The sequence below is a fragment of the Empedobacter sp. GD03797 genome (assembly GCF_029842105.1).
Classification (GTDB): Bacteria; Bacteroidota; Bacteroidia; order Flavobacteriales; family Weeksellaceae; genus Empedobacter; species Empedobacter falsenii_C.
The window spans coordinates 23,667-49,270 of record NZ_JAOCFS010000016.1 but is presented as its reverse complement, the minus strand read 5'-3'; the positions used below and the strand labels follow the sequence as shown (position 1 = coordinate 49,270).

Here is a 25,604-nt window from a genome sequence, read left to right as displayed (position 1 = left end):
GTAAAAAAAAATATAATTTTTTATTGAAAGATTAGCAATCTATTTTGGAGCAGTTTGATGTATTTTTCTTGATGTTCTTTACTTAAATAGGATTGAGGAATGAGTGATAACATTTTCTTCTCTGATTTTAGAAAACGTTTAAAGGTATTCTCCACTTGTTTTTGGTTTAATCCTAATTTTAATCCTAAATTAATAAAATCGCTTTTGGAAAGTTTTTTCTTTTTTCCACCAATAGTTAATGCAGATTCTTCCTTATCTTCAGGTAAATGAAGTTGAACGTTGAGCAAATCGTAAGCAGGAGATATTTCCCAATTTTCACCATTTAATATGAGCGAAAAATTTTTGAGATGCATATCATTATTTCCTGTAATGTAACAGAAAATTACTATTTCATAAAACCTCATCAAATCTAATAAAGTGTTTGCAGAATGCTCTTTAATCGCTTTTCCAACCTTCTCTACTGAACCACGATATTTATCAAATGCTTCTAAGATTTGAAACATATCCAGCATATGAATTTTGTTTCCATTATCGTCTCTGTCAATTCGTTTTGTAATGTAGGATAACTCGCCAGATTTTAAACGAATGAGTGAGGACATCACGGTAGTAATACCGCATATTTCAGCCATTTTCATCGTCAGATGTTCATTTTCGGGCATTTCAGAAAAAGTGGAATTTTGCGGTTTTAAAATATAGTTTCCACCCAAAGCACCAACAACCGTTAATCTACCTCTGGTTGCATCCTTTAGAACATCTTTAATGAAGCCCATTGATAATTTTGGCTGGACTCCTGGAACTGCAACAGAAGTTTCAATGACTTGCTTTGCCAAAATTTCCATTTCCTGCAACGTATAATCTAAAATTGGAGGATTAGTTGTTCCGAAGAATTTCTGACTGCAATGCGGATGAAAATCTTCTTCGCCCATTACTTCTTGATAGCAATATAGACATTTTTTACCCATCACTTTTCACAATTATAGGTTCTACACTTACTGCACCAATGCAATTTTTGCAACACGCCAAAAGCAATCCCATCCTGTCGTTTTTGTTGATTTTCCAACTTTCGGAAGCTATTTCCAACAGCCAACCTTCCGGAATTAATCCTTCAAAAAAAGGGAACAACCTATTTTCTCTATATAATTTCTCGGAAACCGGCATTGAAAAGGCAATGAACTGATACGGAAATTTTTGAATATAATCATTATCATATTCAAAGGTGTAATCTCCATCGTTGGTTTCCGTAACGACTCCTGCAAAATGATTTTGATAAAAAACTTTTCCCTGTCTCATTTTTCAATTTCTTTTAAATTGGCAGGAACAAGTTTACTCCCAAACATCAGAAGTACCTGATTTACTTTTGACAAACTGAGATTTTCTTTTCCCTGTTCTATTTTCCGTACCACTGTAAGGGCAACACCTGCTCTTTCAGCAAATTCTTGTTGGGTAAGATTGGCTTCTTTCCTTTTTGTCTTTATAAAATTGGCTAAGTTAACGTACATAATTATATGCTTTTGCAAATATTTTATGCAAATATATTAAATTATATGTAAAAGCGTATAAAATAATTAAATTTACAATAATTATATGCAATTACATATATAAATTTAGTATTAAATTCATTATCAATTAACAAATAAAGACTTTATACTATTAAACCCTTCGGATAACTTGTCTGAAGTTAATAATATTTTAAAATGAGTTGTTTTTAACCCCTATTATATTGTGCATTAAAATCACTGTTTAAATGTCTTGCTAAATCTTTTGAAACTTTACCATCACAAACCAATACTTCATTCTTAAATTCTGATTTGAATCGTTTCTCAAGATGATGAATTGTATCTACATATTCTGAAAACAGAACAATTTTTCTGTTCGGCTCATTAGCTAGAAGGCGTTTTATTTTTTTTATAATTTCTTCCTGCTTAGGATCATTCTCTACTAATTTTAAGTCTTTCAGTCGCTTTTGAATATCTTTAAATAATTGAATATCCGAATCTATATCATCTAAAATCTCTTGTCGCCTATGAAAAATATCAACATTATAAACTTCATTGTTTTTAGGAGTTTTTCGTTTGAGTGCCTAAATAATTACAAACTTGTAATCCCACTAACAATTTTATTTTTTGTTGAGGATTTTTTTGAAGACTCAAGTAGATATCCGACCATCCTGAAAAATAAAAATAACCTACTAGAAATTTCAGCTCATCACGAATAGAAATCAAAGTATTCAATCTTCCTTTTAGTGTTTTTTGTTGTTTATATTGGTAATAAAATTATTCGACATTGTATTTAGTGATAAAGTAATTGATATATTGTTTTAAATACGTCCCTAAATAATAGGGCAAATTCATTAACAAGTAAGGTTTCCCTTCTGGTGTAACGGTTTCTTCAATGTTGAATTTTCCCCCATACATTCTGACTGCGAATTGATGAGGGGCTTGATTCACAAATTGATGCAAAGATTTCAAACTTCCTGTTTTCCCCGATTTAATTTCAATAGGAATCAAGAATTTTCCGTGAGCAATAAGCAAATCCACCTCTGCTGATGATTGCGTTTTGTCCCGAACCCAAAAGTAAGTCAAACAAAGAGCAGTTGGAGCAATTGAAAAATTATAAGATAGAATATGAAGGAAAAGACGAAGTTTTTCGGGATATGTTCTTTTTTCGGTATATGCAGGTGGATTACGCTTTAGCGATGTAGTAACGTTGAAATGGGAAAATTTTAATGCAAAAGAAAATCGAATCACTAAAACCATTCGTAAAACTGGTCGTCAACATAGTTTTAAGATAGGGCAACAAGCTTTAGATATATTACAAAACTATAAATCAGAATTAACCAAGCCAACAGATTTTATTTTTCCAATCATCGAAGACCAAGAGTTATTTGAGATGAATAAAAATACTGAAGCACATATCATCAATGCCAAGAACATTTTATGCGGTCAAAAATTAAGAAGATTAGGTAAAACAATGGAACTTCCCTTCCCTTTATCCTTTCATTTAAGCCGTCATACATTCGCTACCAATGCGTTAAATAATGGAATGCGTATTGAATATGTTTCAAAATTAATGGATCACTCAGATATCGGTATTACGCAGATTTACGCCAAAGTAATTAGCGAGGAATTGGATAAAGCAGTTGAAAAATTCGTGTATTAATTGTTATGGATTCGTGGAATGATAATACATTTAAAAATCATACATTTAATCCTTAAAATAATATAAAAATATTTTTGATAAATTAGAATATGCTTCGAATCCTTGATGAGAAATTTTTATTTTGAGAATACAAAAATAGGACAATTCTTTTGTCCTGAAAATTTTGCTTTTATATTGGTTTATGAAGGTTCGATTACTTTAGAAGTAAATGGTAATGGTCTTTGCTTTCAAAAAGGAAATGTGATTATTATTTCATCTAATAATCTATATAAGCTAATTGATACTTCTTTAGACCTTAAAATTTACTTATTATCTAGTAATAAAGAGACGATAAGAAAGTACACTAATATCAATATCAACAGATACGATGCATATAGAATAGCAAACGATGAAACCAATAAAAACAAGATATATCATAACAGTTTAGAATTACAGTATTTAATAAACCAATTTATACAACTTAAGTCCTATTACGATTCAGGAGTTGAATTCTCATTTAAAAATGAAATAATGTGGAATATTGTTTCAATAATAATATACAGTGTCTTTGGAAAACTTATTATGGGTTTTAATGATTCAAATGCTACCAGTTCTAGAAAAGAAGAAATTGCTTTTGACTTCATTAGATTAGTTTCCTTACACTTCAAGAATGAAAAAGAGTTAAAATTCTATGCTGATAAATTATATATTACAGTTAAGTATTTATCCAATACAGTTAGAGAAATAACAAAAGTACCACCTACATATTTTATCACGGATTCTGTTATCAACGAAGCTAAAATTAACCTATTAGATAATAACACTTCTATAAAAGAGATAGCCAATCAATTAGGCTTTGCAGACCAATATACTTTCGGGAAATTCTTTAAAAAACACACAGGTCTAAGTCCTAAACATTATCGATTGGAAAACACTTTAATTCAATCTTTTTAAACAACCTACCATTTGGACTTCTTTTGAAGTTCTACAGACCTTTTCTCAATCAACTGATTGATTGACCTTTGTATCATAAAATTTAAAGTATAAAAATGATACATAGTAAGTTAAAAAAAATGGTGTTTGCTTTAGGGATTTTAATATCGCCTATTTACTTACAAGCTCAAGAAAATAGTGCATTGAAACTTTCTGTTTCTGAGCTTTTTGACCTAGTGAAAAAAAATCATCCAACATTAAAAGTTTCGGAATCTGATGTTCAAATTGCAGAGCAAAATATAAATGTTGCAAAAAATCAATTTTTACCAGAGATTTCTACCGGATTACAAGGATATTATTTAGGTGATGCACATATCATTGATAAAGACTTTTCTAATTCCTCACGTGTAGATATGCCAAACTTTGGTAACAAATTTTCCGTTGAAGCACGTCAACTCATTTGGAAAGGTGGCGTAGTGAAAAATGCTGTCGAAATTCAAAATCTTAAAAAAGATCTTTCACAATTGAATTATGAGTCTAATGAACTTAATATAAAACTCCTAAGCGCAGGGTACTATTTAGATCTTTTTAAACTTTACAATCAAGAAAAAGTTTATCATAAGAATATTGAGTTAGCTCAAGAAAGATTAGATAACATCAACAGGTTTTATAAACAAGGAATGGTTACTCGTAATGATGTTATTCGAGGAGAACTGCAACTGTCTAATCTGAAATTGGCATTACAGGTTGTTCAAAATAACCAAAGTATTCTGAATAAGCAACTAACGGTAGCATTAGGCTTGGATGAGGGTGTAAAAATTATACCAGATGAAAGTATTGTAACTGAAAGTTTAGAAATACTTCCTCTAGCTAGTTACTATGGCGATTTAGTGAATCATCCAACGATTAAGCAAACAGAAAAGGCGGTAGATATCTATGCTGTTTCAGAGAAAATTTCGAGATCTGATATGATGCCCTCGCTGTCAGCTTTCGCAGGTAATACTTTACAAAGACCTATTACGACTTCAAATCCTGCAATGGATATGTATACCTATGGATGGAGTGCTGGGCTATCTTTAAATTTTAATATTGATGCATTATTTAAAGCACCAAAGAAAATTCAATTAAATCGTCTAGAAAAGGAAAAAGCTATACGTCAATCTAATGAAGTTTCAGAAATGATGAAAGTAGCTGTTAATGCTGCATACATTAAATACAATGAAGCATTAGCGCAAAATAACACATTGAAAGTTAATAAAGATTTAGCAGCGGAAAACTACCGTATTATGGAAAGTAAGTACAACAATCAATTAGCCATATTATTAGATTTAATTGATGCGAGTAACGCTAAACTAGATGCTGAACTTCAATTCGCGAATTCAGAAATCAATATTGTATTTGCTTACTATAAATTATTAAAAGAAGCAGGTACGCTTTAGTTAAAATTATAAAATAAAGTATTAATAAAATAAACTCAATATAGAAATGTCACAAAACGCAGAAAATACAGAAAATAATAAAACAGTACAGTCAAATAATAAAACTGTTGCTAAAAACGAACAAAAAAAGAAAAAATCAAATTTTGCAAAATTGATCAATCTTGTAGTATTAGTAATGGTACTAGGAGGATTATTTTGGGTTGTAAAATCGTACTTCAATTTTGGTAATGATAAATATACCAATGCAGCTCAAGTAGAATCATTTATTAATCCTATTAATACTAGAGTATCAGCATACATCAAAGAAATTAGATTTGTAGAACATCAACCCGTAAAAAAGGGAGATACTTTACTAATATTAGATAATCGAGAGATTCTAACGCAAGTTGGTCAAGCAGAAGCAGCTTACATGGCTGCATTGGCTTCTAAAAATGTAACCTCTCAATCCGTAAACACAGCATCTAATAATGTCAATACAGTAGGTGCTAATGTTCAGGCAGCTAGTGCAGGGATCAAAGCTGCTAAAGCAAGATTATGGAATGCGGAACAAAACTTTAAACGCTATCAAAATTTATTAAAAGATGAAGCAGTTACACGTCAACAATTTGATCAGATTAAAACAGAGTACGAATCTCAAAAAGCTCAATTAGAGGTGCAAATTGCACAATTACAATCTGTAGTAAATACAAAGACATCTAGTGAATTAACAGTAAATGAGGTGAAATCTCGTATCGGTTTGAATGATGCAGAAATCAAACGTGTTGAAAGTGCTTTAGAAATGGCGAAGTTGAATTTGTCTTATACTGTAATTACAGCACCTCATGATGGTATAATGGGTAGAAGATCAGTTAATGTTGGTCAATTATTAAATCCTAGTCAGCAGGTTGCAACAATTGTAGATATCAACAATGTGTGGATTACGGCTAACTATCGTGAAAATCAAATGGAGAATGTAAAGATTGGAGGATTAGCTAAGGTAACTGTAGATGCATTAGGTGGTAAAGAGTTCGAAGGTAAAATTACTGCTATTTCGGGTGCCACAGGTGCAAGATATTCAGCTGTCCCAGTTGATAACTCTACAGGAAATTTCGTAAAAGTTCAACAAAGAATTCCTGTACGTATTGAGTTTACTGACAAAAATAAAATAGAAGATTTAAAACAGTTACGTGCAGGAATGAACGTGCAAGTAACAATAAACTAATAAAAAATGTATAATAGAGGTCCTTTTGCAGACTGGGTTCCCAAACCTTTAATGCTTCTACTAATAATCTTCTTCTTATTCGCAATCTTGACTGTATCGGGAGTATATACCAGTGTACTGACAGATTTGACTGGAGCATTAGCAACCTATTCTGAATACGCATCTATGGCTAACAATGCTGATACCATTGGTATGGGGATCGCAATTACGATTTTAATGCGTGTTAAAATGCGTTTTCGATCCAAAGAAATTATAGCTGGATCTTCAATAATATTAGCAACGTTGTCTATCATGTGTGCAACCACAGATAATCCGTATGTGCTTATTGTGTGTAGCTTTCTAATTGGATTTTTTAAAATGTTTCCAATGATAGAAATGATTCTTCCTGTCATGTTTATTTTATCTCCAACAGGAGATAGAGGGAAGTTTTATGCTATATTTTATCCACTAGCAATAGGGTTTGGTCAATTATCGTCCTATTATTTTGCAAAAATGGTTTTTAATAATAGTTGGGAAACTCCATACTACTATATGGCTATCATCATGTTGCTTATTGCTGCTTGTTCATTGATATTTCAGCATAATCAAAGATTTTGTCGTAAGCTTCCGTTATATCAAATAGATTGGTTGTCAATCATACTATTATCCAGTTCATTTATGAGTTTCAACTACTTCTTTGTTTTTATGAAACAACAAGCATGGTTCAACTCACCTTATATTATAGGTTCTCTAATTTTGGGGATGCTATTATTTGGACTTCTGATTTATCGCCAAAAATTTATAAAAAGGAAGTTGATTGACTTTAGTGTATTTAAAAGATCAAATGTAAAACATTCATTTATCCTACTTGTTTTCTTAGGTATTTATTTAGCGAGTTCTTCGGTATTTATGCAATATTCTGTAGGGGTACTTGGATATAATAATTTAATCAATGCGGAAATTAACCTATGGATGATTCCTGGTATAATTATCGCTGGTGTGATGGCCTTTTATGGATTTAAAAATAAATGGCCAATGAAATATTACATAGCAGCTGGTTTTATAGCCTTTTTTCTTCATACGTTGTGTTTGTATTTTCTGATTAGCCCTCAAATGGATATTGATTATTTGAAATATTCAATGATGATTAAAGGTTTAGGAATGGGTATACTATTTATTGGTATTTGGTTTTATGCATGTTTAGATTTGGATATGTCTGAAATGATGGGGATGATGCCAATTATTTTATCATTTAGATCATTTGTAGCAACAGCATTTGGTGGAGCTTTAATCGGATGGGCAAGTTATCAAGCACAATGGCAAAGTTTAAGTGATGTATCTGTTTATTGGGATGCAACACAGATAGCGAATGGGATGCAGATGTATCAATCCGCTATGCTTAATTCTTTAATGTCTTCAGGCAAAATTATATTAGGAACATTATTATGGCTAATCATTCCAATTTTAGTGTTGGTATTTACGCACCATTATGGGGTGTTTAAACATAGAAGATTGGTGTTATTTAGAAGAGCAATTCGTGGGAACTCAATCAAAGGATTTAAAATTAAATAAACTACGATATGGATACCAAAACTCATATACAGGAAGTTGCTATCGATTTATTCTCAAAAAAAGGATATCATTCAACGTCAATTCGGGATATTGCGATTGAAGCAAAATTGAATAGCTCAATGGTGAGTTATTACTTTCAATCTAAAGAAAACTTATACATTTCCTTATTTAAAACGTTTGAAGTAGACTATTTAAAAGAATTTGATGATCATTCAATTTTTCAAACTGAAGACGAAGCCTTAAAAAAATTCATAAGTAATTCAATTGAGTTTGGAGCTAAGAATAAAAAAATGAGCATTTTGATTTTTTCAGAGCAAATATTTAGAACTTCTTTTACTATAAAAAATATTATTGCTTCTATTGAGAAACATCACTTTCAAACTTTTATAAATATTAAAAGTAATCCAAACCCACCATTAGGCTTAGAATTAGAAGTAATGCGTTGGCAATATTTTACATTTTTTTTAAATCTAAAAAATGCACTTGTGGCTAGCTGTAATAATCAAAATGATACAGATAATGTAAGATATATAGGCTCATTGGATTTTATCAAAAAATCAGTTGAGTTAATATTTAATCTTGATGGCAACGTTAAGGTCGCACTTTGATAAAGAGTTTATACTAATAGAACAAGAAATAAAATTAATCAATTATAAATAAATAAGTAATCATGGAAAAATTCTTTAAAGTTATTTTAAATGATGAAGAACAGGCGTTTAAAGCATCGCAAGAAATAGTTAATCTAGCGGAGCAAGGCGAAATCAAGGTCAACGAACTTTTTATTATTACACGTAAAGAGAATGGTGAGATAAAAATTCTAGATGTTAAATCGGGAAAAGTTCCTTATACAACCTCAGGTAGTATGATTGGCGGATTATTAGGGATTTTAGGGGGACCTATAGGTGTTTTATTTGGGATGACGACCGGGATGATGGCTGGTGGTATCGGAGATTTAATCAGAATGTCTAAGTCAAAGAAATTTGTAGATAAAGCAACTAAAGCAATTCCACAAGGACAAACCGCTATTTTAGGTAATATTATCGAAACTTGGGAAATACCTTTAAATACCACTTTGAAACCTTTTGAATCTCAAATTCAAAGAATATCGATAGATGAAGCTCTCGCTAATTTCGCTGAAGAAGAGCAGCAGAAAATAAATATTGATATTGATGCATTACAGCATAAAATTAAAAATTCATCAGAGGAAGAAAAAGACAAGTTGGAGTATGAACTATCTAAATTACAAGTGAGCTCGGCAATTTTAACTAAGGATATTCCTATGGAAAATTCTGAAGACAAATACAATAAGTGGATAGATAATGTAAAGACAAATCTCATAAAACTTAAAGATAATATATCAGATTATTTTGAAGACGATAAAGAGGAGTTATTGGATGAATACCATGACGTGAGAGAAGATTTTAGAGAATTAAAGTTGAAATTAAATGCCGCGCTAAAACGTGTAGATAGAGCAGACGACCAAAATTTTTATTCCACGATGTTGTATTTGAGAAATGAAGTAAATGATTTTGATGAGGAAATTTCAGGTTTAGAAACAGAAATTAATAAATTAGATCAAGCTGATAAAGATAGATGGGAAGAAAAATTGGCAAAAATTGTAACTGACCGCAATACATTATTAGACAATGCAAAATTAAAGTTAGAGGCATATTCAAAAAATAATTTTGACTGGCTGAATACGAAATAATTATTGTGAATATTAACATAAGACCTTACTTAATTGTGAGGTCTTATGTTATGTATATTGCTTGTGTTAACGAGGATGATTTTATGGTAATAGTGATATCAAGCAACTGTTGAGGGATATGTATCTCAAACCTAGCTTATAAAACTTTTATAATTATAATATTATTTCTATATGCCACACACTTACCAAATAAAAAAATATGTAATATTTACAGAATTCTCAGCAGTTCTAAAGGAATTTGCTGAAAATTCAAATTTTGATATTTACAATGATAATGGGTTGACGAATGAAACCTATTGCAAAGTATTGATTAGTAAAATTTTCAAATTACCGTATCGTTTGTTACCTGATTTAATTTCTCATCACACCGCTTTAGTATCAGACCCTATTAAATGGTTGAATATCCTTATTTTCTACCAGCCTCAAATCCATCCTTAAATCTCAAAAAATTCTTTGCATCTTTCGGGTTTTTCTCTATCCATTTATTCATCAGCTCAGTATTATGTTGTAGTTGTAGATAATCTTCATCTTTATAAATAGATTGACCATCTTTTTTAATTTCATCCAAAATCTCTTGGCGAATTTCACTTTTTGATTTAATGCTTTCCACATACCATTGCTTGGTAAAAAAGATGTTTCCTGCTGTTGTTAAAACTGAAAGGAATAATGTCGTAATCATCCCATAAAAGATAGTTTTAATAAATTTTGAATTCTTTTCAAGTGCTTTATTTAGATTCAAATAATCTTCAGAGGGTCTGATTTCAATGGTTTTCGGTATCCTTTCTATAAATTCATTCCTTTCTTGACCTTCTTTTTCTAAAGATTCTGATAATTTTAAAATTGTAGCGTTAAATCTCCTCATCGTAGATTCTGTTGCTCCTTTTATATTCAATAAATCTTCATACACAAATTCTGTTTTTATTCCTTGTTCAATGTTTCTTTCATTGGTTTCAATGACTTTTTTTAATAGTTCTAAGCCATTGTTTTGATTGTGTTCTTGATTACGTTCTTGATTGTACTCTTGGTTTCCTTTTTGGTTTTTTTCTTGATTTTCCATTTTATCTAAATTTTCGTTTTTTCTTTTTTAATAGTTCGTCTTCTGGTGATGAAGTGTAGGTGGGCTTTAATAGTTCTTTTGCTATATTTTCAAACTGTTTACTCACAGATGGTGAGTTTTCTTGTTCATCTTTATTGATTTGTTCTGTTGCTGTTGAGTTGAAAATGATTGTCCTTTCCTGATTTTCTTGAAGTTTCTGCTTAATATCTTTAATTTTTAATGTATTGGTGATTTCGGAGAGTTTATATCCTGGTTTGTATTCTCTCTCGGTTTGATGGTTTATATCTTCAAACTTTACTATTCTCATTCCCGAGATTCCTACTTTTTCATTTTGTGAAAGTGTTACCCTATAACCTAGCTTTTTCATATTATTAATCAGTTCTTCAAAATTTCTTGAAGTTCTAAGGGAAGTTGTGAGTGCTTTCAACATTTGCTTTTTCTTTTCTTTGCCAATTTCAATATCGGTTTTCAGGTTCATTTCTTTGCAAACTTCACGAACGGCTTTCCCAAAGAGTTCTCCAATGTTGTGGGCTTTAATGGTATTCTCTCCGTGTGTATTTACTCTATTGACAATAAAGTGGATGTGTTTTTGTTTGGTTGAGGAATGAATATCTAAAACCATTTGGTTGTTATCCCTTACTCCAATTTTCTTCAAAGCTCTTAATGCCAACTGTGTGAGTTCTTCATTGGATAATTGGTCTCCTATAGATTTTTCTGGAGAAATATATCCTGTCAATGCCCAGTTTTTTACATTTTTATTGCGGTCTGCAACGGTTTTCATTTCTATAAACTGTTGTTCTGGGTTCTGACTTAATAGATTGTTTTGATATACTCGTTCTGCTGTTCCTTTGTCATTGCCATTATATTCGATGGCGATTTTGGTAATTCGTCTGGTGGTTGCGCTGTTATTCATTTTTGAATTTCAGTTATGTGGGTTTCTGCTTGTTTTGTTTTTCATACAGATATTGATAAATCAGTTTGGTGATATTTTCTATTTCATGGAGGATTTGTTTCTTATTTTCAAATTCGGAAAACGCTCTATGTCTCAATAAATTTTTAATTCTGATGAAATGATTTCCATATTGAAGAAGGATTTCTTCGGTTTTAAATTCATTGATTTTTAATTCTTTTTCGGTTAGAATCATCCTTACATATTTTGATATTTTCAAGTGATATTTTAAGGCTTGTTTTTCTATTTCGTCAAACTCTTTTTCGGTTAATCTTACGGAGATAACTTTTGAAAATTGTTGTGATGTTTTCTTTTTTAAACCTCCTTTTCTGCCGATTTCCTGAAAGTGTTTTTTTCTCTTTTCACCATCCTCTTTCTTTTCATTTTCTTCTAAGGCTTTCTTGACAAATTCTTCTAAAAAGTCTTTTTCCATATTGGTGTGCATTTAGTTTTTAATTGAATTTTAGTTTGTTTTTAAAAAGGTTTTTCAATACATTTCTGACGATAGGAAGAAATCAAAAATCCCAATTTTGCAATTAGCGGCTACGCTTATTGTAAACTTTGGGTACTTTTTGCACTAACTATCTGCCGATTTTGCGTGTGTTTATTTTATTCAGGTCTTCATATTCTCTACCTGTATCTCTTTTACGTATTTCCCAACTCATTAAAAACTCGTTCAGGTCTTTATGGTTTTTGTATAGAATCCGACAGTCTTCTATGTTTTCTCCTATATTCTTTATCATTTCGACTGCTCGGTTTCCAGCGTTGTCGTTGTCAAAATACAGTTCTACTTTTTGATAATTCTGAATTAAATTTTTGATTTTTGGAATCATCGAAACGGAGTTTAGGATGATATAATCTGAAGGCTCTTTTTGCAAATTATCTTCTATATTTTTAAAGGAAAGGAAATCGAAAAAACCTTCGAATATTCGAAGTGATTTATCCCCATATTTAATGGTGGAAATGTCTTTTTTCCCTAAACATATTTTTGAGTATTTATTCCGAATTTCGTAACCTCCAGAATCATTTTTGAAGCCTATTCCGAAATAGTTTTTATTGTTGATTTGGTAATGTATCTCTTTTAAGTATGCGGTTTGATTTTCTACTTTTCTACTTTTTAAATATTCCAAAAGTGCTGGATGTTGAATGTCTTTAACTTCAACTATTGTATAATGATTTGCTAGAGCTTCTTGCTTCAGATTAGAATTACTTTGATGTTGAAAAGAAGAGAAATTTTGTTGTTCTGCCCAAGCTAAGACATCTTTTATGGAAGCGTCTAGATATTTTTTCATAAAATCAATATTATTTCCGCCTATTCCTTCGGAATGGAGATACCAAACGTTGTTTTTTTTATTGAGTTTAAAAGAGGCTTGGGTTTCTGTGGAAAAAGGATTGAGATACCAAGCTTCTTTTTCATTTTGCTTGGTTGGATGGTGTCCGAGTGAAACGAGGACTTCTTCCAACTTTATAGAGTTGAATTGGTTGCAGTTCATTTTTTATTTGTTTTTCTATGTTTTTTTAATTACTCTTACCTAATTACCTTTTCACTGATTAACAGAACTTTAAGGCAAATTTTTACAATTACTTGTTTTTACCTTCTTACCATTAATCTTTAATTAAGGTAACTTTAGGTAACTATCATTAAAATTTAATTACCTTAATAAATAACTGATTGTTCGACTTTTAAAACAATAAGGTAACTTGGTAACTTTGGTAAGAAAGTTTTACTCTGTTTTTCTTTTGATGAGATATCCGTACACTTGAAGTTGAGGATGTTTTATCCTTTGATATTTTAAACTGGTGAGTGCTTTTCCGATTTTTACATTATTCAATCGCAAGCCTAAAGCATTGTTCATCGCCAACATAATATCAGTTGCTGTGAGAAATTCTTCTGTTTTTTCAGATTTTTCAAAATGAGCGGAAATGAGTTCTTGCTCCATTGAAACTTGTGCATATTTCTCTTTTCTTTTTTCGTTTTCGGTGATATCTGTTGCGGTTAATTCGGGATTGTAATTTTTTCTTTCAAAAGCATTGTAATAAGCTTGAGCCCAGACTTTGTCCATATCAATTTCTTTGGAATATTCAAAATCAAAAGAATACACCTCAAAAATTAACCATCTTATACTTCCTGTTTCATCGGTAAGAAAATCTGTCCGATTAGTAGAACCTACAAATGAGCAAATCCGTTCTAAAAATTCAGCTTTTCTTGCATAAGGCAAACGAATATTTGCACTGCTTTTTGATATGAAAGATTTCAACGTATTGACATCTGATTTCGATAAAACCGCCAATTCATCGAGGTTACAAATCAAATTTTTACAAATGGAAATAATGCCATCTTTGTCGATGGAGATATTTTCGGTGTAATAATTCTCTAATTTTGGCGGAATTAAAAATCGTAAAAATGAGGATTTCCCTGAATTTTGATGAGATGCTAAAACCAATGACTGTTTATTGACATAGCCTTTTGTAAGCGAACATAAAACCGCTCTTGTCAGCCATTTTTCAAAATGATAATAAAATACTTCATCATCATTGGTTTTGAGGTATTGACTGAGCTTTTTGATGTAATCCTCTCCATCCCAAGTTTCTAAATTTTCAAAATACTCACGAATTGGATTGTATTGCTGAATCATATGGCTTCTAACCAAAATTTCCAACTTATTCATATTAATTTCAATTCCAGACTGCGCCAACTCAATCAATAAAGAATTGATGTTGAGAACAGTCCAAGTTCCAGTCTGCTCTTTCAACTGAATTTCCAACTCCAAAGCAATGGTATTAAAACGAATGTTGTATTTTTCGTCTAAATAATTCATCGCTCTATCGTAAATGGTCTTGGAAGGAGTGTCTGATTGATACAAGAATTTTTGTTCGTTCATAACCTTATCTATTTCGGTTATGATATTTCAGAGCTTCGGATTCTATTTCTAGTAAGGTTTTCTTTTTACCTTTAGAAATCCATTCCAAAAGTTCATCTTCAAAAAAATAGAGTTTTTTACCGTTTTTGTAACACGGAATTTTTCTTTGCCTTACAAGAGTATAAATTGTAGGTTTGGCTTTCCCTATTATCTTACATACATCTTCAATTCCAATAGGAATGCGTTTTTCTTTCGGTTCAGAAATTTTCGCATTCTGAACCATAGATTTAATTTCGGCAATTTCGTTCGTTAAGTGAGCAACTGCTTTTGGCAGGTTTTCAAAAGAAATTTCATTTACGTCCATAATTATCGTTTATGATTGTTATGGTGCAATGATAATTTATGTTATACGTATGTTTTTTGTATGATAAAGAATGTTTAAATCATACTAATAACATAAATGGTTTTCTGCTCAATATTAATTGTATTTTCCTTTACTAAAGGCGGTTATCTTCAATTTTTATTAATCCTTCCTCTTTTCTCGAAGAGAGTAATTTTTCTATTGTTGATTCTTCCATTTCTTTAAAACTTTCAGAAAAAACAATTTTCAAAAATTTAGCGACATCTTTTCTCTGATTGTTTCCTCTATAATGGTGCCACACATTCCATCCGAAATGCATTAGATCAATCGTTTTAAGAGTATTCACTCTTATTGGGGTAACAGTATCAATCTTACTATCTTTCAAAAATTCTATTAAATAAATGCTAAATCTATTGATTTCTTCATCCGAAGAGTATGGTGCAAATTTTTCTTTAGTGTATTGAACAATAAAACCCAGCTTTTCCTGGACGATTTTTTCACTTTCAGATTTTGCCTTAATTCTTATTTTTTCAATATCAGATATTTCAATAGGTTCTTCATTTTCCAATATTGTTTCGGATATTTTTTTTTCAACTTCAAAAGTTGGTTCTTCTTCGTTAATATTTGGGAAACTTTGCATGTGTTTTTCATTCAATTCAAAATTCTCCGTAGAATTAACTATTTGGATATTCTTTGAATCGTCTTCTTGTTCTTCAACTAATTTGGATTTTGAATTGTTTAAAAAACGTTTTACTATCCAATTTACTATTGGATCAAGAAATAAAATTACAAATACGAATATTAATACACCCAAACCAATACCACCCCAGAAAAACAAATTAATTGTAAATTCATCTGCTCCATTTCTAATAGAATATTCTCTAGCAGCATTACCTATGAATATGCAAGCTAGAAAAACTGACAACCAAATAGCGATATATTCAAAGTACTTTATTTTCATTCAGATTGATTTTTTAAAGATTTTAATTGTATCGCTTCCGCCGCTTTATTTTTCTTTTCATCAATCACTTTTGCATAGACTTGTGTGGTTTTCACATTGGTATGTCCCAACATTTTGCTTACTGTGTAAATATCAGTGCCACTCGAAAGTTGCAACGTAGCAAAAGTATGTCTGAAACAATGAAAAGTGATATTTTTATTGATTCCCGCTTTTGCAACCCAAGTCTTTAATGGTCGATTAATCCATGCTGGATTGGTTAAATTTTCAAAAACCAAGTCGTTTGGTGATTTTGGTTCTCCACAAATTTCTAAAGCCTGTTGAGAAATAGGCATATATTCTACGCCTTTTGTCTTTTTTTGCGTGAAATTAATTCTTGGCTGTCCGTTATCCATATTTATTTCATTCCACTTCAGTTTTTGAATATCAGAATGTCGTAAACCTGTTAATGCTGAAAAAAGTGCAGCTCGTTTCAAAACATCATTTTCACAAGGAGTTGCAACCAAAGTATTCAGTTCTTCAATTGTCAAATATTCTCTTCTTGATTCTTCACTTGGAATTGATTTTATTTTGGCAGCAATATCTGTTGTGAAATACCCATCAATAAAAGCTTGTTTCAAAGCAGCTTTGAAAACAGAAAAATAGGTTGAAGCACTGTTTTGAGATAAAATTCCATTTTTATTTCCACCACGAGGTGCGCTTAAAAGAAAGGCTTTGAAAGCTTCACAAAATTTAATATCAATTTTCGAAAACGGAATTTCATCTCCTTCAAAAGATATTAAAAAATCAATTGCTCTTTCCCAATTTACCTTAATTGATTCTGAATTATTCTTATGACGACTTTTGATTAATGCTTCGAAATATTTCACAAAATTTTCTTGAGATTTTTCTTTTTGTTCTGCCTGAATCAAGTAAATTTCGTTAAAAAGTTCAATGTTATCATATTCTCTCTGTCTTAATTTCCGAACCGAATCTGCATAAAACATTATTTCTCTGTCGTTTTCACTTTTGCAAATAATGATGCCATTGTCGTCTCTTTTGGGTTTGTATGAAATTGAATTTTCTGTGGTTTTTGCAGGTCTTTTTTTATCAAATTCTACAGTTGTCACACTTCGGTTTAGATATTCACGAATTCTTTGTGGAATTTTATTTCCAGAAATCATCACAGGATAACTCTCCAAATAAATGTACCATTCTTTTCGGAATTCTGCTTTTCTTAACCTTACAGTTACTTTAGTTTTTAAAAGTTCTTTCATTTACCGTCAAATATTTCATCAATTAATTTTTTAGGAACATATACAAAACTCCCAACTTTCTTTTTTGGAATATTGTTTTTCCTAATAGCACTACTCACCGTTGAAGGATTAGCATTATATTTTTCAGAAACTTCTGATAGAGTATAGCAATTTCCTATCTCAAAAGTTGGTTTTTCTGCTTTTTTCTTTTCAATAGGCATTTCTATTGTAGAGAATAAGTTCTCTAAGTCTGCTCGTTTTACTCGAGTCAATCTTACCCCAATATTAACCCCATTAATTAATCCTCTTTTTATCATTCTGTGAATGGTATCTTTTGAAATTCCATACATTATAGTTGCTTCAGAAACAGAAATAAATTCCCGAGTTTGTACTTCCGCAATTTTATTAGAATATTTTTGTAACAGATTTTCTTTTTCTTTTTGTTGCTTTTCTAATTTTTTACGTTCCTTTCCTGCTTTATTCGCACAAGAAACACCACAAAAACGTGTCGTAACTGTCTTTGCTTCAAAGGGTTTGGAGCATTGCTCACATACTCTTGGTATTTTTAATTTACTAAATCCCATTCTGAAATAACATCGGGTACATTATCACCTTTTTATGTTTTTTTTTGCAATTTTAGCGCATAAGACGCACATTAAATCCAAATTGCGCGCGGTACAAATATGATACAAAAATACTATAAAAAATGATTAAAATCAAGCATTTTCAAAAAATATTGAAAATAAAAAAATCGCTGTAAACATTACATTTACAGCGATTTGCTAATTTATCTTACTTGATGTTAATCAGCTTTTACTTGACTTCTTCAAAATACGCATCATCGACATAATCCTGTATTCCAGAAGTGTGTGACAACAAATTCTTGATTGTAATTGCATTCAAATCATAACCATCTTTTTCGAGCAATTGACGCGTCTTCTTAGACAATAAATTCTTGATTGGTTGATCGATTGTGACTTGACCTTTTTCTACCAAACGTAAAATTGCAGCTGCCACATAAGGTTTGGTATTACTTGCGATTAAAACCGGTTGTTGATGTTTTAAAACTTCATTCGTCTTAATATCTGAAACTCCTTTTGCATAACTCCAAGAAATATTTTGTTTTGGCGCTTCAACATGAACAATAATTCCGACAGCGTCTTTATTTTTCTCGTAAATCGAATCTATTTTAGATTGAAAAATGGTTTGCAATTGCGCAAATCCAAAAAATGGAATAAATACAATATTGAGTAGAAGTGTTTTCTTCATTTAGTTTTTTTGATTTTATTATTAAGAAATTCTTTTTTAAGAAATCCAAGTAGATTTAATTTTTATGATTTTCCATTCATTATCTATTTTCTTAATCCATATATCATAACCTTGTCCACAAAGTTTCCCACATATTACGCCTATTTGCAAAAAACCTTCTGTTTTAATCTCATTAAAAAAGATTCTTCTTAAACTAATTTCTACATCAAGATTTTTAAGATCTTCATATTCATCCCAAGTCTTATAATCTTTAAAAGCCTTTTCTAAATTTGGTAATTTACTTGCTTTAATTAATGTATTATTTGCTTTGATATTAGAATTATTGATGTTAATCACAAAATTTGAACTATCAGATTTCACCCAATTTGTTCTAAAATTTTTAAATATATTTTCATCAAAATCATCTTTTCTATATCCACTTACAGTATCATAAATAGCAATCAATCTTTTTTGATTTCTAATTTTTAACATCTCATTATTGTAATCATCTTTTTCTTTTTCAGTAACATTTTCTTGAAATTCTATTGGTTCAATATTTACAACGCAACTATCTATAATTTCATGAAATATTTGTGAATAAACTTCATTCTGAAAATTATCTGTATTAGATTTTTGAGTACAATTTACTAAAGTGAATAGTAAAAATGTAATGAATAAAATTTTCTTCATTTCATGTTATTTGATTTTAAAGATAAATAAAAATTGATTAAATATTAGTGAGATCCTAAAACGGGCTCAGGAAGCAAAAAAAGAGCTAAGATTACTCTCAGCTCTTTTAGAATTATTAATTTGAATTGATTATTTAATCTCAACACGAATTCCTTCGCTTTGCGCACTCAATTCTGGTGCATACATATTCTGCATCGATGTAATTCCGTTCGAGAAATTACCTGCATTATTCGCTTTCAAATCATACTCGAAAACATAGGTTCCTTTTCTCATATAATCTGCAAAGAAATTCGTAGCTGCATCACGCGTACTTTCGTAATAGCCAAATTCTCCTTTCCATTTGTAACCAGAAAGTACATTCACAGGCTCGAAACCACTTGCACGCATATCTTTGATGTGTACAAATTGCATGTTACGATCAACAGAAATCTCTAAACGAACCGTCACAATATCACCAACTTTTATCGGCGTTGACGCTGTAATTTCTTTCAGAATTGGACCATTTGCAGAATTCGATTTAACAAACAATTTTTTATTGAATTTGATTCCAGTTTCAGCAGATTTTATTTTATCCAAATCTTCAAAATATTGCCAATACATTGCGCCCCAAGCAACACCTGGAGAAGTTTTTGAAACCTCAACTTTACCCATTTCAGGTTTAATTTCTTCTTTGTTCCAAGAAGTTTTTACATAACCTGAACCTGCTTGCGAATTTTTATCTAAATCAAATTTTTGATTCCCAATTTTCACTTCGATTCCTTTATCAGCATCTATCCAAGATTTCCCAAAATTCATTAAAGCATAAACCGCTTTTGTCGTTGCTTTTGTAGAATTCCACTGATTTGTTTGACGATTTTTCAATAACCAAACTTTCATTTCTTCTACTGATTTTTCGTCTTTAGTAACTTCATCAAACGCTTCAATTAATAACGATTGTGTTTCAACAGGCGCTTGATACCAAAACCAACCCGGTTGATTTTCTTTCCAATACATTCCCATTTCATCCGATTCTACCGCTTTTTCTTTGATTGAATTGACAACAATTTTAGCAGCAGATTGCATTTGGAAACGATTCATCACAATTGCAGCCATCGCTTTTTGTTGCAACGATAAATCCAATTTTGTATCATTCAAATTCTTTAACATTGCCGTTTTCATTTCTTCCAACTCTTTCGACATCGGATAATCTTCTAAGAAGAAAGAACGCGCATATAAATAATGTAAACCGTCTGAATACGTAACATCCTTGAATGATTTTTGATCTTTTTTGAACTCTTTGAAACGTTTTAAATTCTCATCATCAATAAACTGAATTGCTTTTTTGATTAATGGATTTACATCTATTTCAAACGCTTTGAAATTCACATCCATTTTCTTCATATTTCCGAAACCAGAAACAATATGCGTTGTGATATATTCGTTTGGACGACCGCCATCAAACCAAGCAAAGCCACCGTTTGATTGTTGTTTATCTGACAATTTTTGGAAAGCCGATTTCATTTCCGTTTGCATTTGATTCAATTGGAATAAAACCGCAATTTGTTTCATTTGCTCTTCTTCGCTTTCCGCATTTTTAACCCAAGGCGTTTCTTCTAAAATGATATTTTTTAATTCTTGGTTCAATTGTAATTTCGATTTCAATTCACCTTTTTTATTCCAATCATCAAAAACAGCTTTAATTTTTGGATTAGAATTAATCACTTTTTCCGAAATCATGTTTCCATATAAACGCGAGAACACTTGTTCAGCGCATTCGTAAGGATATTCGCGCAAATAAGGCAACGAGAAAATCGCATACCAAATCGGATTCGTTGTCATCTCGAACGTTAATTTGAAATTATCCAAAGAAGTCGATTTATTGTTGATCATATTCTCGAATTGGAACGATTTCTTTTGACCTTCTTTCACATAAATTGGCAAAGTTTCTGTTACCATCATGCGATTTGTCAAAATTGGTAAAGCTGATTCTTCTCCATCAGAAAAATCTCCAGCCGAAGCCACCACGCGATAAACAACCGCTTGTACATTTTTCGGAACATTAATTGTCCACGTCACTTGATCCGAATTTCCTTTCGCAACAGAGAAATTCTGAACTGCATTTGTTAACTTAAATTGTGCATCAATTGGTTGATTGGTAAACGCATCAAACAACATCAATTTCACAGAACCATTTAATACCTTATCTGATAAATTATTAATTTTTGATGAAACCGAAATTTGATCACCTTCTCGTAAAAAACGTGGCATATTTGGTACAACCATCAAGTCTTTTTGGGTGCGAACATTTTGCTCTAAATAACCTGTTTTAAGGTCTGGTGTATGCGCAATCGCCATAAATTTCCACTCTGTTAAACTTTCTGGCGTTGTAAATTCTATAATTACATTACCTTTTGCATCTGTTTTAAGATTTGGATAAAAGAACGCTGTTTCATTTAGATTTGTACGTGCTTTTACGTTATCTAAAGCTGCGATTGCTCCTTTTTTAGTTGTAATTACCACTACTCCTCTTGATCCTCTTGCTCCATATAATGCAGTCGCCTCTTCTCCTTTCAACACATTCATAGACTGAATGTCATCTGGATTGAGTTCTGGCATTTTATCATATACAACTCCGTCTATTACATAAAGTGCAAGTGAATTATCTGCTAAATAGTAATTAGCATTACCTCTAATTACAGTTGGAGCTTCTCCTGAATTTGAAGTTTTTGCTACATAAGCAACTTCAGCATCTTCGGCTTCAACTTGAACCCCAGCAACACTTCCAGCCAATTCATTATTCATTTGAATTGTAGCAGCTACCGATTTTCTCATCATACGATTCATACGATATTGGTTAAATCCAAAATCAAATAAATTAAGGTCTAATCCTGCATATCCTCTTGCATAAAAATCATAATTTGTACGATAATAAATTGCTCGGGAAGGATTTGTTGAATAAAATTGATAAAGATTAAATGGATTATTTCTTCTTGAATTCGTGAAATTATAGACATTAAAATCTAACGAATTCGACGCAAATTGATCCAACGAAGCATCATACATACTTGCTAAAACCTCAGCCGAAACTTTGTCTTTATTTGGACCTTCAATTTTTAGTTGCCATTTTTCTTTTGCACCTGGCGTCAATTTATCACGTAAAACTTCAGCCGTCACTTTCAGTTGTTTATTTGTAAATGGAATTGTCAAATTAAGACTTCCTGTTTGCACATCATTGAATTTCGTCATCGCATAATTCACATAAATTCCGCCACGATATTCTTCTTTGATTGGAATTTCAACCACCGATTTTTTGCTCAAATCCACGAAACCTTTCTCAATAATTGTTTGATTCGCTTCTACTTCATAATATACAAAAGTATTTTTAGAACCTGATTTGAAATCAATTTTTGCAACATCTTTTGGCTGATAAGTTGATTGATTTGGCGAAACTGCTAAAAGCGTTTTGATTTCGTTGGCTTTCTTTTCATTCGAAACATAAACCAATTTATCTACTTCAATTTTTTGCGTTCCGTCAAGCACAAAACCTTTGATGACGTAATAACCTTCTTCTAAATTTGACGCTTGATTGAATGTTATTTCATCAGAAACTTTTGTATCAAAATCACTTTCAAAAACCTTTTGATTGGTTGTCCATGTTTTTGGATTCATTTCATCGCCATAAGGTTCGTTTGGAAACAATTTCTTGAATTCTTCTTTCGAATAAAAGTTATAATCTGTTGTAAATTTTTGACGACGAACAACTTCTTTTGGCGCATTTAACGAATAAATTTCAAGATGACCTTTTCCATCTAATTTTTCATCATTCAAGTTTTTCACTTCAACTTTGAACGCTTTCAAATCGTCTGCTTTTGTTTTCTCTGAAACAGCCACATTCAACGACATTCTCGTATCACCAACTTTCACCGAAGAAGACTCCGATTGCGTTTCTCCATTGATATCCGTTGCATTTACCTCGATAAAATAATTGTACGTTCTTACCTCATCTTTCTTTTTCTCCGAAGCTGGTTTTGCTACAAATTCGAAATTGAATTTTCCTTCTGCATCAGTTGTTGTATCTCCAAACGTAATTTCTTCTCGCTCGCCACGACCTGCTGGAATTGAGCGATACCAAGGCCAAAACGTAAAAATTTCTTGACGATAAACACGGTACGAAACTTTTGCATTATCGATATTAGCACCAGAAAAAGCGATTGCTTTCCCTTCTACTTTTACCTTGTCATTTAAACTATAAACACCTTTATTTTTCTCGATTTCGACTTTGAATTTTGGACGTTTATATTCTTCCACTTTGAACGAATAATAACCTTGAACATTTACAGGTCTAATCGTGAAATTACCTGTTAATCCAGAAGTAGGTAAAACAAAACTTCCATTTACAGAACCAAATTCGTTTGTTGTTAAATCTACTTTAGAAATTTCTTTATCGTTGACATCAAACAAAGCAATCGTCAATTTAGAATTTGGAACGACATTTCGGGTTTTATCTTTTGATGAATAATAAATTCCTTTGAAATAAACCGTTTGCCCAGGACGATAAATTGCACGATCTGTGAAAATCTTAACAGAAGAATCATCCGCTTGATCATAACGATCATAATCGTAGTAATATGTTGAATAAATAGTATGTTCGTCTTTTACTCGATATTGAAAGTTTCTCCAAGTCGCAGGAAAAGTGATTATTCCATCTTTATCCGAAGTTAAAATTTTAAATTCCTTTTTATTATAATCTGACAAATTAGAAAACTCAACCGAAATATTACTTTCTGGTTTTCCAGTTTCACGATTCACAACCGAAACCTTTTCATTCAGCGAGTTTATCGCATATTTCGAAACCATTACATCCAAATAATCAATATCATCTTTTGTGTTGATTTTGAATTCAGAATTATTCGAAAAAAGGACAATATAACGACCAGATTTAAGTGGATTTAACTTAACAATTGTTGAATGATTTTGATAATCTTCAAACGATTTCACATCAATTGTATATTGCTCAACAACTTTTAAACTATTCAGAAATTTTTGAGCTTCTGAAATTCGATTTTCGTTGTAAACATTTAACGCTTGTATTTTCTGTTTTCCATCAAAACCTTCATTATAAGCGAAAATTTTCACAAAAACTTGCAATAAATTTTTATGCGTTAATTGAATTGGCGTATTCTGATTTTCGTTAATATATCGCTCTGCTTGCACACTTAATTCTTGCGATTTGATCTTCGAAACTAAATTATTTATATTCTCTAATTCCTCCGAATTTGGATAAAGCTTCGCAACTTTTTGTTGTATCTCAAAAATCTTATTTACGTTCGCCAATTTATCCTCTTGCAAACCATAATAATCTGTCGCTAAAGTTGCGTACACATAAGACGAATACCACGCTTTTGGATATTTTGTTGCTAAAGATTCTTTTTGTTTAATAATTTCTTGAACCGAAGTTGAACCACGTTTTGAATCAATTAAAATCAATTCATTGTACAAAACAGCATTTTCGTTATTTTTTTGTGTATTCAATTGAACCAAATCAGTAAGCAATTGATTTGCTTTATCTTTTTTATCATTCTGATTCAGATAATTGATATATTTTTTCGCTAAAACATCATACAAAGTTGGCGTTAAATCCAATTGTTGTTGCGCATTTTTCTTATCCTCAGCAAGATTCAAAATCATTTTATAATCTTGTGATTTTGCATTGATTAATTCATTTTTTGGTTGAATTGATTTAGAAAAATAATCGTTAATCGTTTTATTGAATGTTTCTTCTGTCCAAAATCTTACATCATTTGTCGCTTGATTTTCGACATTTGTACGACTTTGAATTTTCCAACGATTTTCGTTGTAATACAATTGATATAACTCGGCTAAATATGAATAAACGATCGCATTATTTACGTTTGATTTTTCGTCTAAGTCTTTTTTAAACAAATCAAAAACGAAGTTTACATCATCTGTTTCATCAGAAGTTGCGACTTTTATTTTTGCCTCATAAAACAAAGCTTTCAGATAACTTTGTTGATTATTTTGCTTTTTTGATAAAGCTTTTAGTTCATCAATTTTTGGTTGGATTGATTTGAATTGACCATTTTGCATTTGTTGGTCAATTTCTTTCCACTTCTGATCAATCGTTGGGGATTGAGCCATAAGAATCGAATTGGTTAAAATTAATAATAAAAACAGTAGCTGTTTCATAGATTCTTTCTTTTATCAGTAGATGCAAGTTACGGAAAAATGGTTGGTTATGGAAATGAAATAATTATCAAATGATTGATTTATAGCAC

General features: G+C 31.0%; 22 protein-coding genes and 1 pseudogene. 7 read left to right on the top strand and 16 right to left on the bottom strand.

Annotated features, from left to right (window positions below; translation table 11 throughout):
• Positions 1 to 20 precede the first annotated feature (20 nt).
• The 4 genes from N5D90_RS11110 to N5D90_RS11095 all read right to left on the bottom strand — a co-directional run bounded on the left by N5D90_RS11110 (position 21) and on the right by N5D90_RS11095 (position 2,582).
• Positions 21 to 962: a HipA domain-containing protein gene (locus N5D90_RS11110; RefSeq protein ID WP_280062482.1), complete on the bottom strand. Its 942-nt coding sequence runs from the start codon at positions 960 to 962 to the stop codon at positions 21 to 23.
• Positions 955 to 1,290 carry a HipA N-terminal domain-containing protein gene (locus tag N5D90_RS11105; protein ID WP_280062481.1) on the bottom strand — a complete coding sequence of 112 codons (336 nt, stop codon included), beginning with the start codon at positions 1,288 to 1,290 and terminating at the stop codon, positions 955 to 957. The genes N5D90_RS11110 and N5D90_RS11105 overlap by 8 nt, the downstream gene beginning before the upstream one ends.
• On the bottom strand, positions 1,287 to 1,499 hold the full coding sequence (locus N5D90_RS11100) for a helix-turn-helix domain-containing protein (protein WP_078703592.1): 213 nt from the start codon (positions 1,497 to 1,499) through the stop codon (positions 1,287 to 1,289). The genes N5D90_RS11105 and N5D90_RS11100 overlap by 4 nt, the downstream gene beginning before the upstream one ends.
• A 774-nt stretch (positions 1,500 to 2,273) precedes the next feature.
• Positions 2,274 to 2,582 (bottom strand): hypothetical protein, encoded by a 309-nt coding sequence (locus N5D90_RS11095; RefSeq protein WP_280062479.1) that lies wholly within the window; start codon positions 2,580 to 2,582, stop codon positions 2,274 to 2,276.
• A gap of 97 nt (positions 2,583 to 2,679) precedes the next feature.
• On the opposite strand from N5D90_RS11095, the pseudogene N5D90_RS11090 reads away from it, so the two are divergent.
• The 7 genes and pseudogenes from N5D90_RS11090 to N5D90_RS11060 all read left to right on the top strand — a co-directional run.
• Positions 2,680 to 3,159 (top strand): annotated as a pseudogene (locus N5D90_RS11090) (tyrosine-type recombinase/integrase); the annotation flags it as partial.
• A 105-nt stretch (positions 3,160 to 3,264) separates the two neighbouring features.
• Complete coding sequence (locus N5D90_RS11085; RefSeq protein ID WP_280062478.1) at positions 3,265 to 4,092, top strand: helix-turn-helix domain-containing protein; 828 nt, start codon at positions 3,265 to 3,267, stop codon at positions 4,090 to 4,092.
• Between the two features lie 95 nt (positions 4,093 to 4,187).
• Positions 4,188 to 5,510: a TolC family protein gene (locus N5D90_RS11080; protein ID WP_280062477.1), complete on the top strand. Its 1,323-nt coding sequence runs from the start codon at positions 4,188 to 4,190 to the stop codon at positions 5,508 to 5,510.
• Between the two features lie 46 nt (positions 5,511 to 5,556).
• On the top strand, positions 5,557 to 6,711 hold the full coding sequence (locus tag N5D90_RS11075; RefSeq protein WP_280062476.1) for an HlyD family secretion protein: 1,155 nt from the start codon (positions 5,557 to 5,559) through the stop codon (positions 6,709 to 6,711).
• Between the two features lie 87 nt (positions 6,712 to 6,798).
• Entirely contained in the window at positions 6,799 to 8,262 is a 1,464-nt protein-coding gene (locus N5D90_RS11070; protein WP_280062475.1) for an MFS transporter, read from the top strand.
• 8 nt (positions 8,263 to 8,270) lie between these two features.
• Entirely contained in the window at positions 8,271 to 8,870 is a 600-nt protein-coding gene (locus tag N5D90_RS11065; protein WP_280062474.1) for a TetR/AcrR family transcriptional regulator, read from the top strand.
• A gap of 62 nt (positions 8,871 to 8,932) precedes the next feature.
• Positions 8,933 to 9,970: a hypothetical protein gene (locus N5D90_RS11060; protein WP_280062473.1), complete on the top strand. Its 1,038-nt coding sequence runs from the start codon at positions 8,933 to 8,935 to the stop codon at positions 9,968 to 9,970.
• 406 nt (positions 9,971 to 10,376) lie between these two features.
• Here the strand turns inward: N5D90_RS11060 and N5D90_RS11055 are convergent, their stop codons facing one another.
• From N5D90_RS11055 to N5D90_RS11000, 12 genes are all read right to left on the bottom strand, one after another.
• Positions 10,377 to 11,027, bottom strand: a complete 651-nt coding sequence (locus N5D90_RS11055; protein ID WP_280062472.1) for a hypothetical protein — start codon at positions 11,025 to 11,027, stop codon at positions 10,377 to 10,379.
• Between the two features lies 1 nt (position 11,028).
• A complete protein-coding gene (locus tag N5D90_RS11050; protein ID WP_280062471.1) occupies positions 11,029 to 11,940 on the bottom strand; it encodes a relaxase/mobilization nuclease domain-containing protein in 912 nt (303 codons plus the stop codon).
• Between the two features lie 13 nt (positions 11,941 to 11,953).
• Entirely contained in the window at positions 11,954 to 12,409 is a 456-nt protein-coding gene (locus N5D90_RS11045) for a plasmid mobilization protein (protein WP_280062470.1), read from the bottom strand.
• 148 nt (positions 12,410 to 12,557) lie between these two features.
• On the bottom strand, positions 12,558 to 13,439 hold the full coding sequence (locus N5D90_RS11040) for a toprim domain-containing protein (protein WP_280062469.1): 882 nt from the start codon (positions 13,437 to 13,439) through the stop codon (positions 12,558 to 12,560).
• Positions 13,440 to 13,700: 261 nt separating this feature from the next.
• The gene (locus tag N5D90_RS11035; RefSeq protein ID WP_280062468.1) at positions 13,701 to 14,858 is read right to left on the bottom strand and encodes a VapE domain-containing protein; all 1,158 of its coding nucleotides are present in this window, start codon (positions 14,856 to 14,858) and stop codon (positions 13,701 to 13,703) included.
• A 4-nt stretch (positions 14,859 to 14,862) separates the two neighbouring features.
• Complete coding sequence (locus N5D90_RS11030; RefSeq protein WP_058877525.1) at positions 14,863 to 15,201, bottom strand: helix-turn-helix domain-containing protein; 339 nt, start codon at positions 15,199 to 15,201, stop codon at positions 14,863 to 14,865.
• 133 nt (positions 15,202 to 15,334) lie between these two features.
• The gene (locus tag N5D90_RS11025; protein WP_165136021.1) at positions 15,335 to 16,159 is read right to left on the bottom strand and encodes a hypothetical protein; all 825 of its coding nucleotides are present in this window, start codon (positions 16,157 to 16,159) and stop codon (positions 15,335 to 15,337) included.
• Positions 16,156 to 17,412: a site-specific integrase gene (locus N5D90_RS11020; RefSeq protein ID WP_280062467.1), complete on the bottom strand. Its 1,257-nt coding sequence runs from the start codon at positions 17,410 to 17,412 to the stop codon at positions 16,156 to 16,158. Before N5D90_RS11020 ends, N5D90_RS11025 begins: the two co-directional genes overlap by 4 nt.
• Positions 17,409 to 17,975, bottom strand: coding sequence for a helix-turn-helix domain-containing protein (locus tag N5D90_RS11015; RefSeq protein ID WP_280062466.1), 567 nt, complete (start codon positions 17,973 to 17,975; stop codon positions 17,409 to 17,411). Before N5D90_RS11015 ends, N5D90_RS11020 begins: the two co-directional genes overlap by 4 nt.
• 229 nt (positions 17,976 to 18,204) lie before the next feature.
• On the bottom strand, positions 18,205 to 18,660 hold the full coding sequence (locus N5D90_RS11010; RefSeq protein ID WP_280062465.1) for a serine hydrolase: 456 nt from the start codon (positions 18,658 to 18,660) through the stop codon (positions 18,205 to 18,207).
• Between the two features lie 36 nt (positions 18,661 to 18,696).
• Complete coding sequence (locus N5D90_RS11005) at positions 18,697 to 19,329, bottom strand: hypothetical protein (protein WP_280062464.1); 633 nt, start codon at positions 19,327 to 19,329, stop codon at positions 18,697 to 18,699.
• 129 nt (positions 19,330 to 19,458) lie between these two features.
• Positions 19,459 to 25,515: an alpha-2-macroglobulin gene (locus N5D90_RS11000; RefSeq protein ID WP_280062463.1), complete on the bottom strand. Its 6,057-nt coding sequence runs from the start codon at positions 25,513 to 25,515 to the stop codon at positions 19,459 to 19,461.
• Positions 25,516 to 25,604 lie beyond the last annotated feature (89 nt).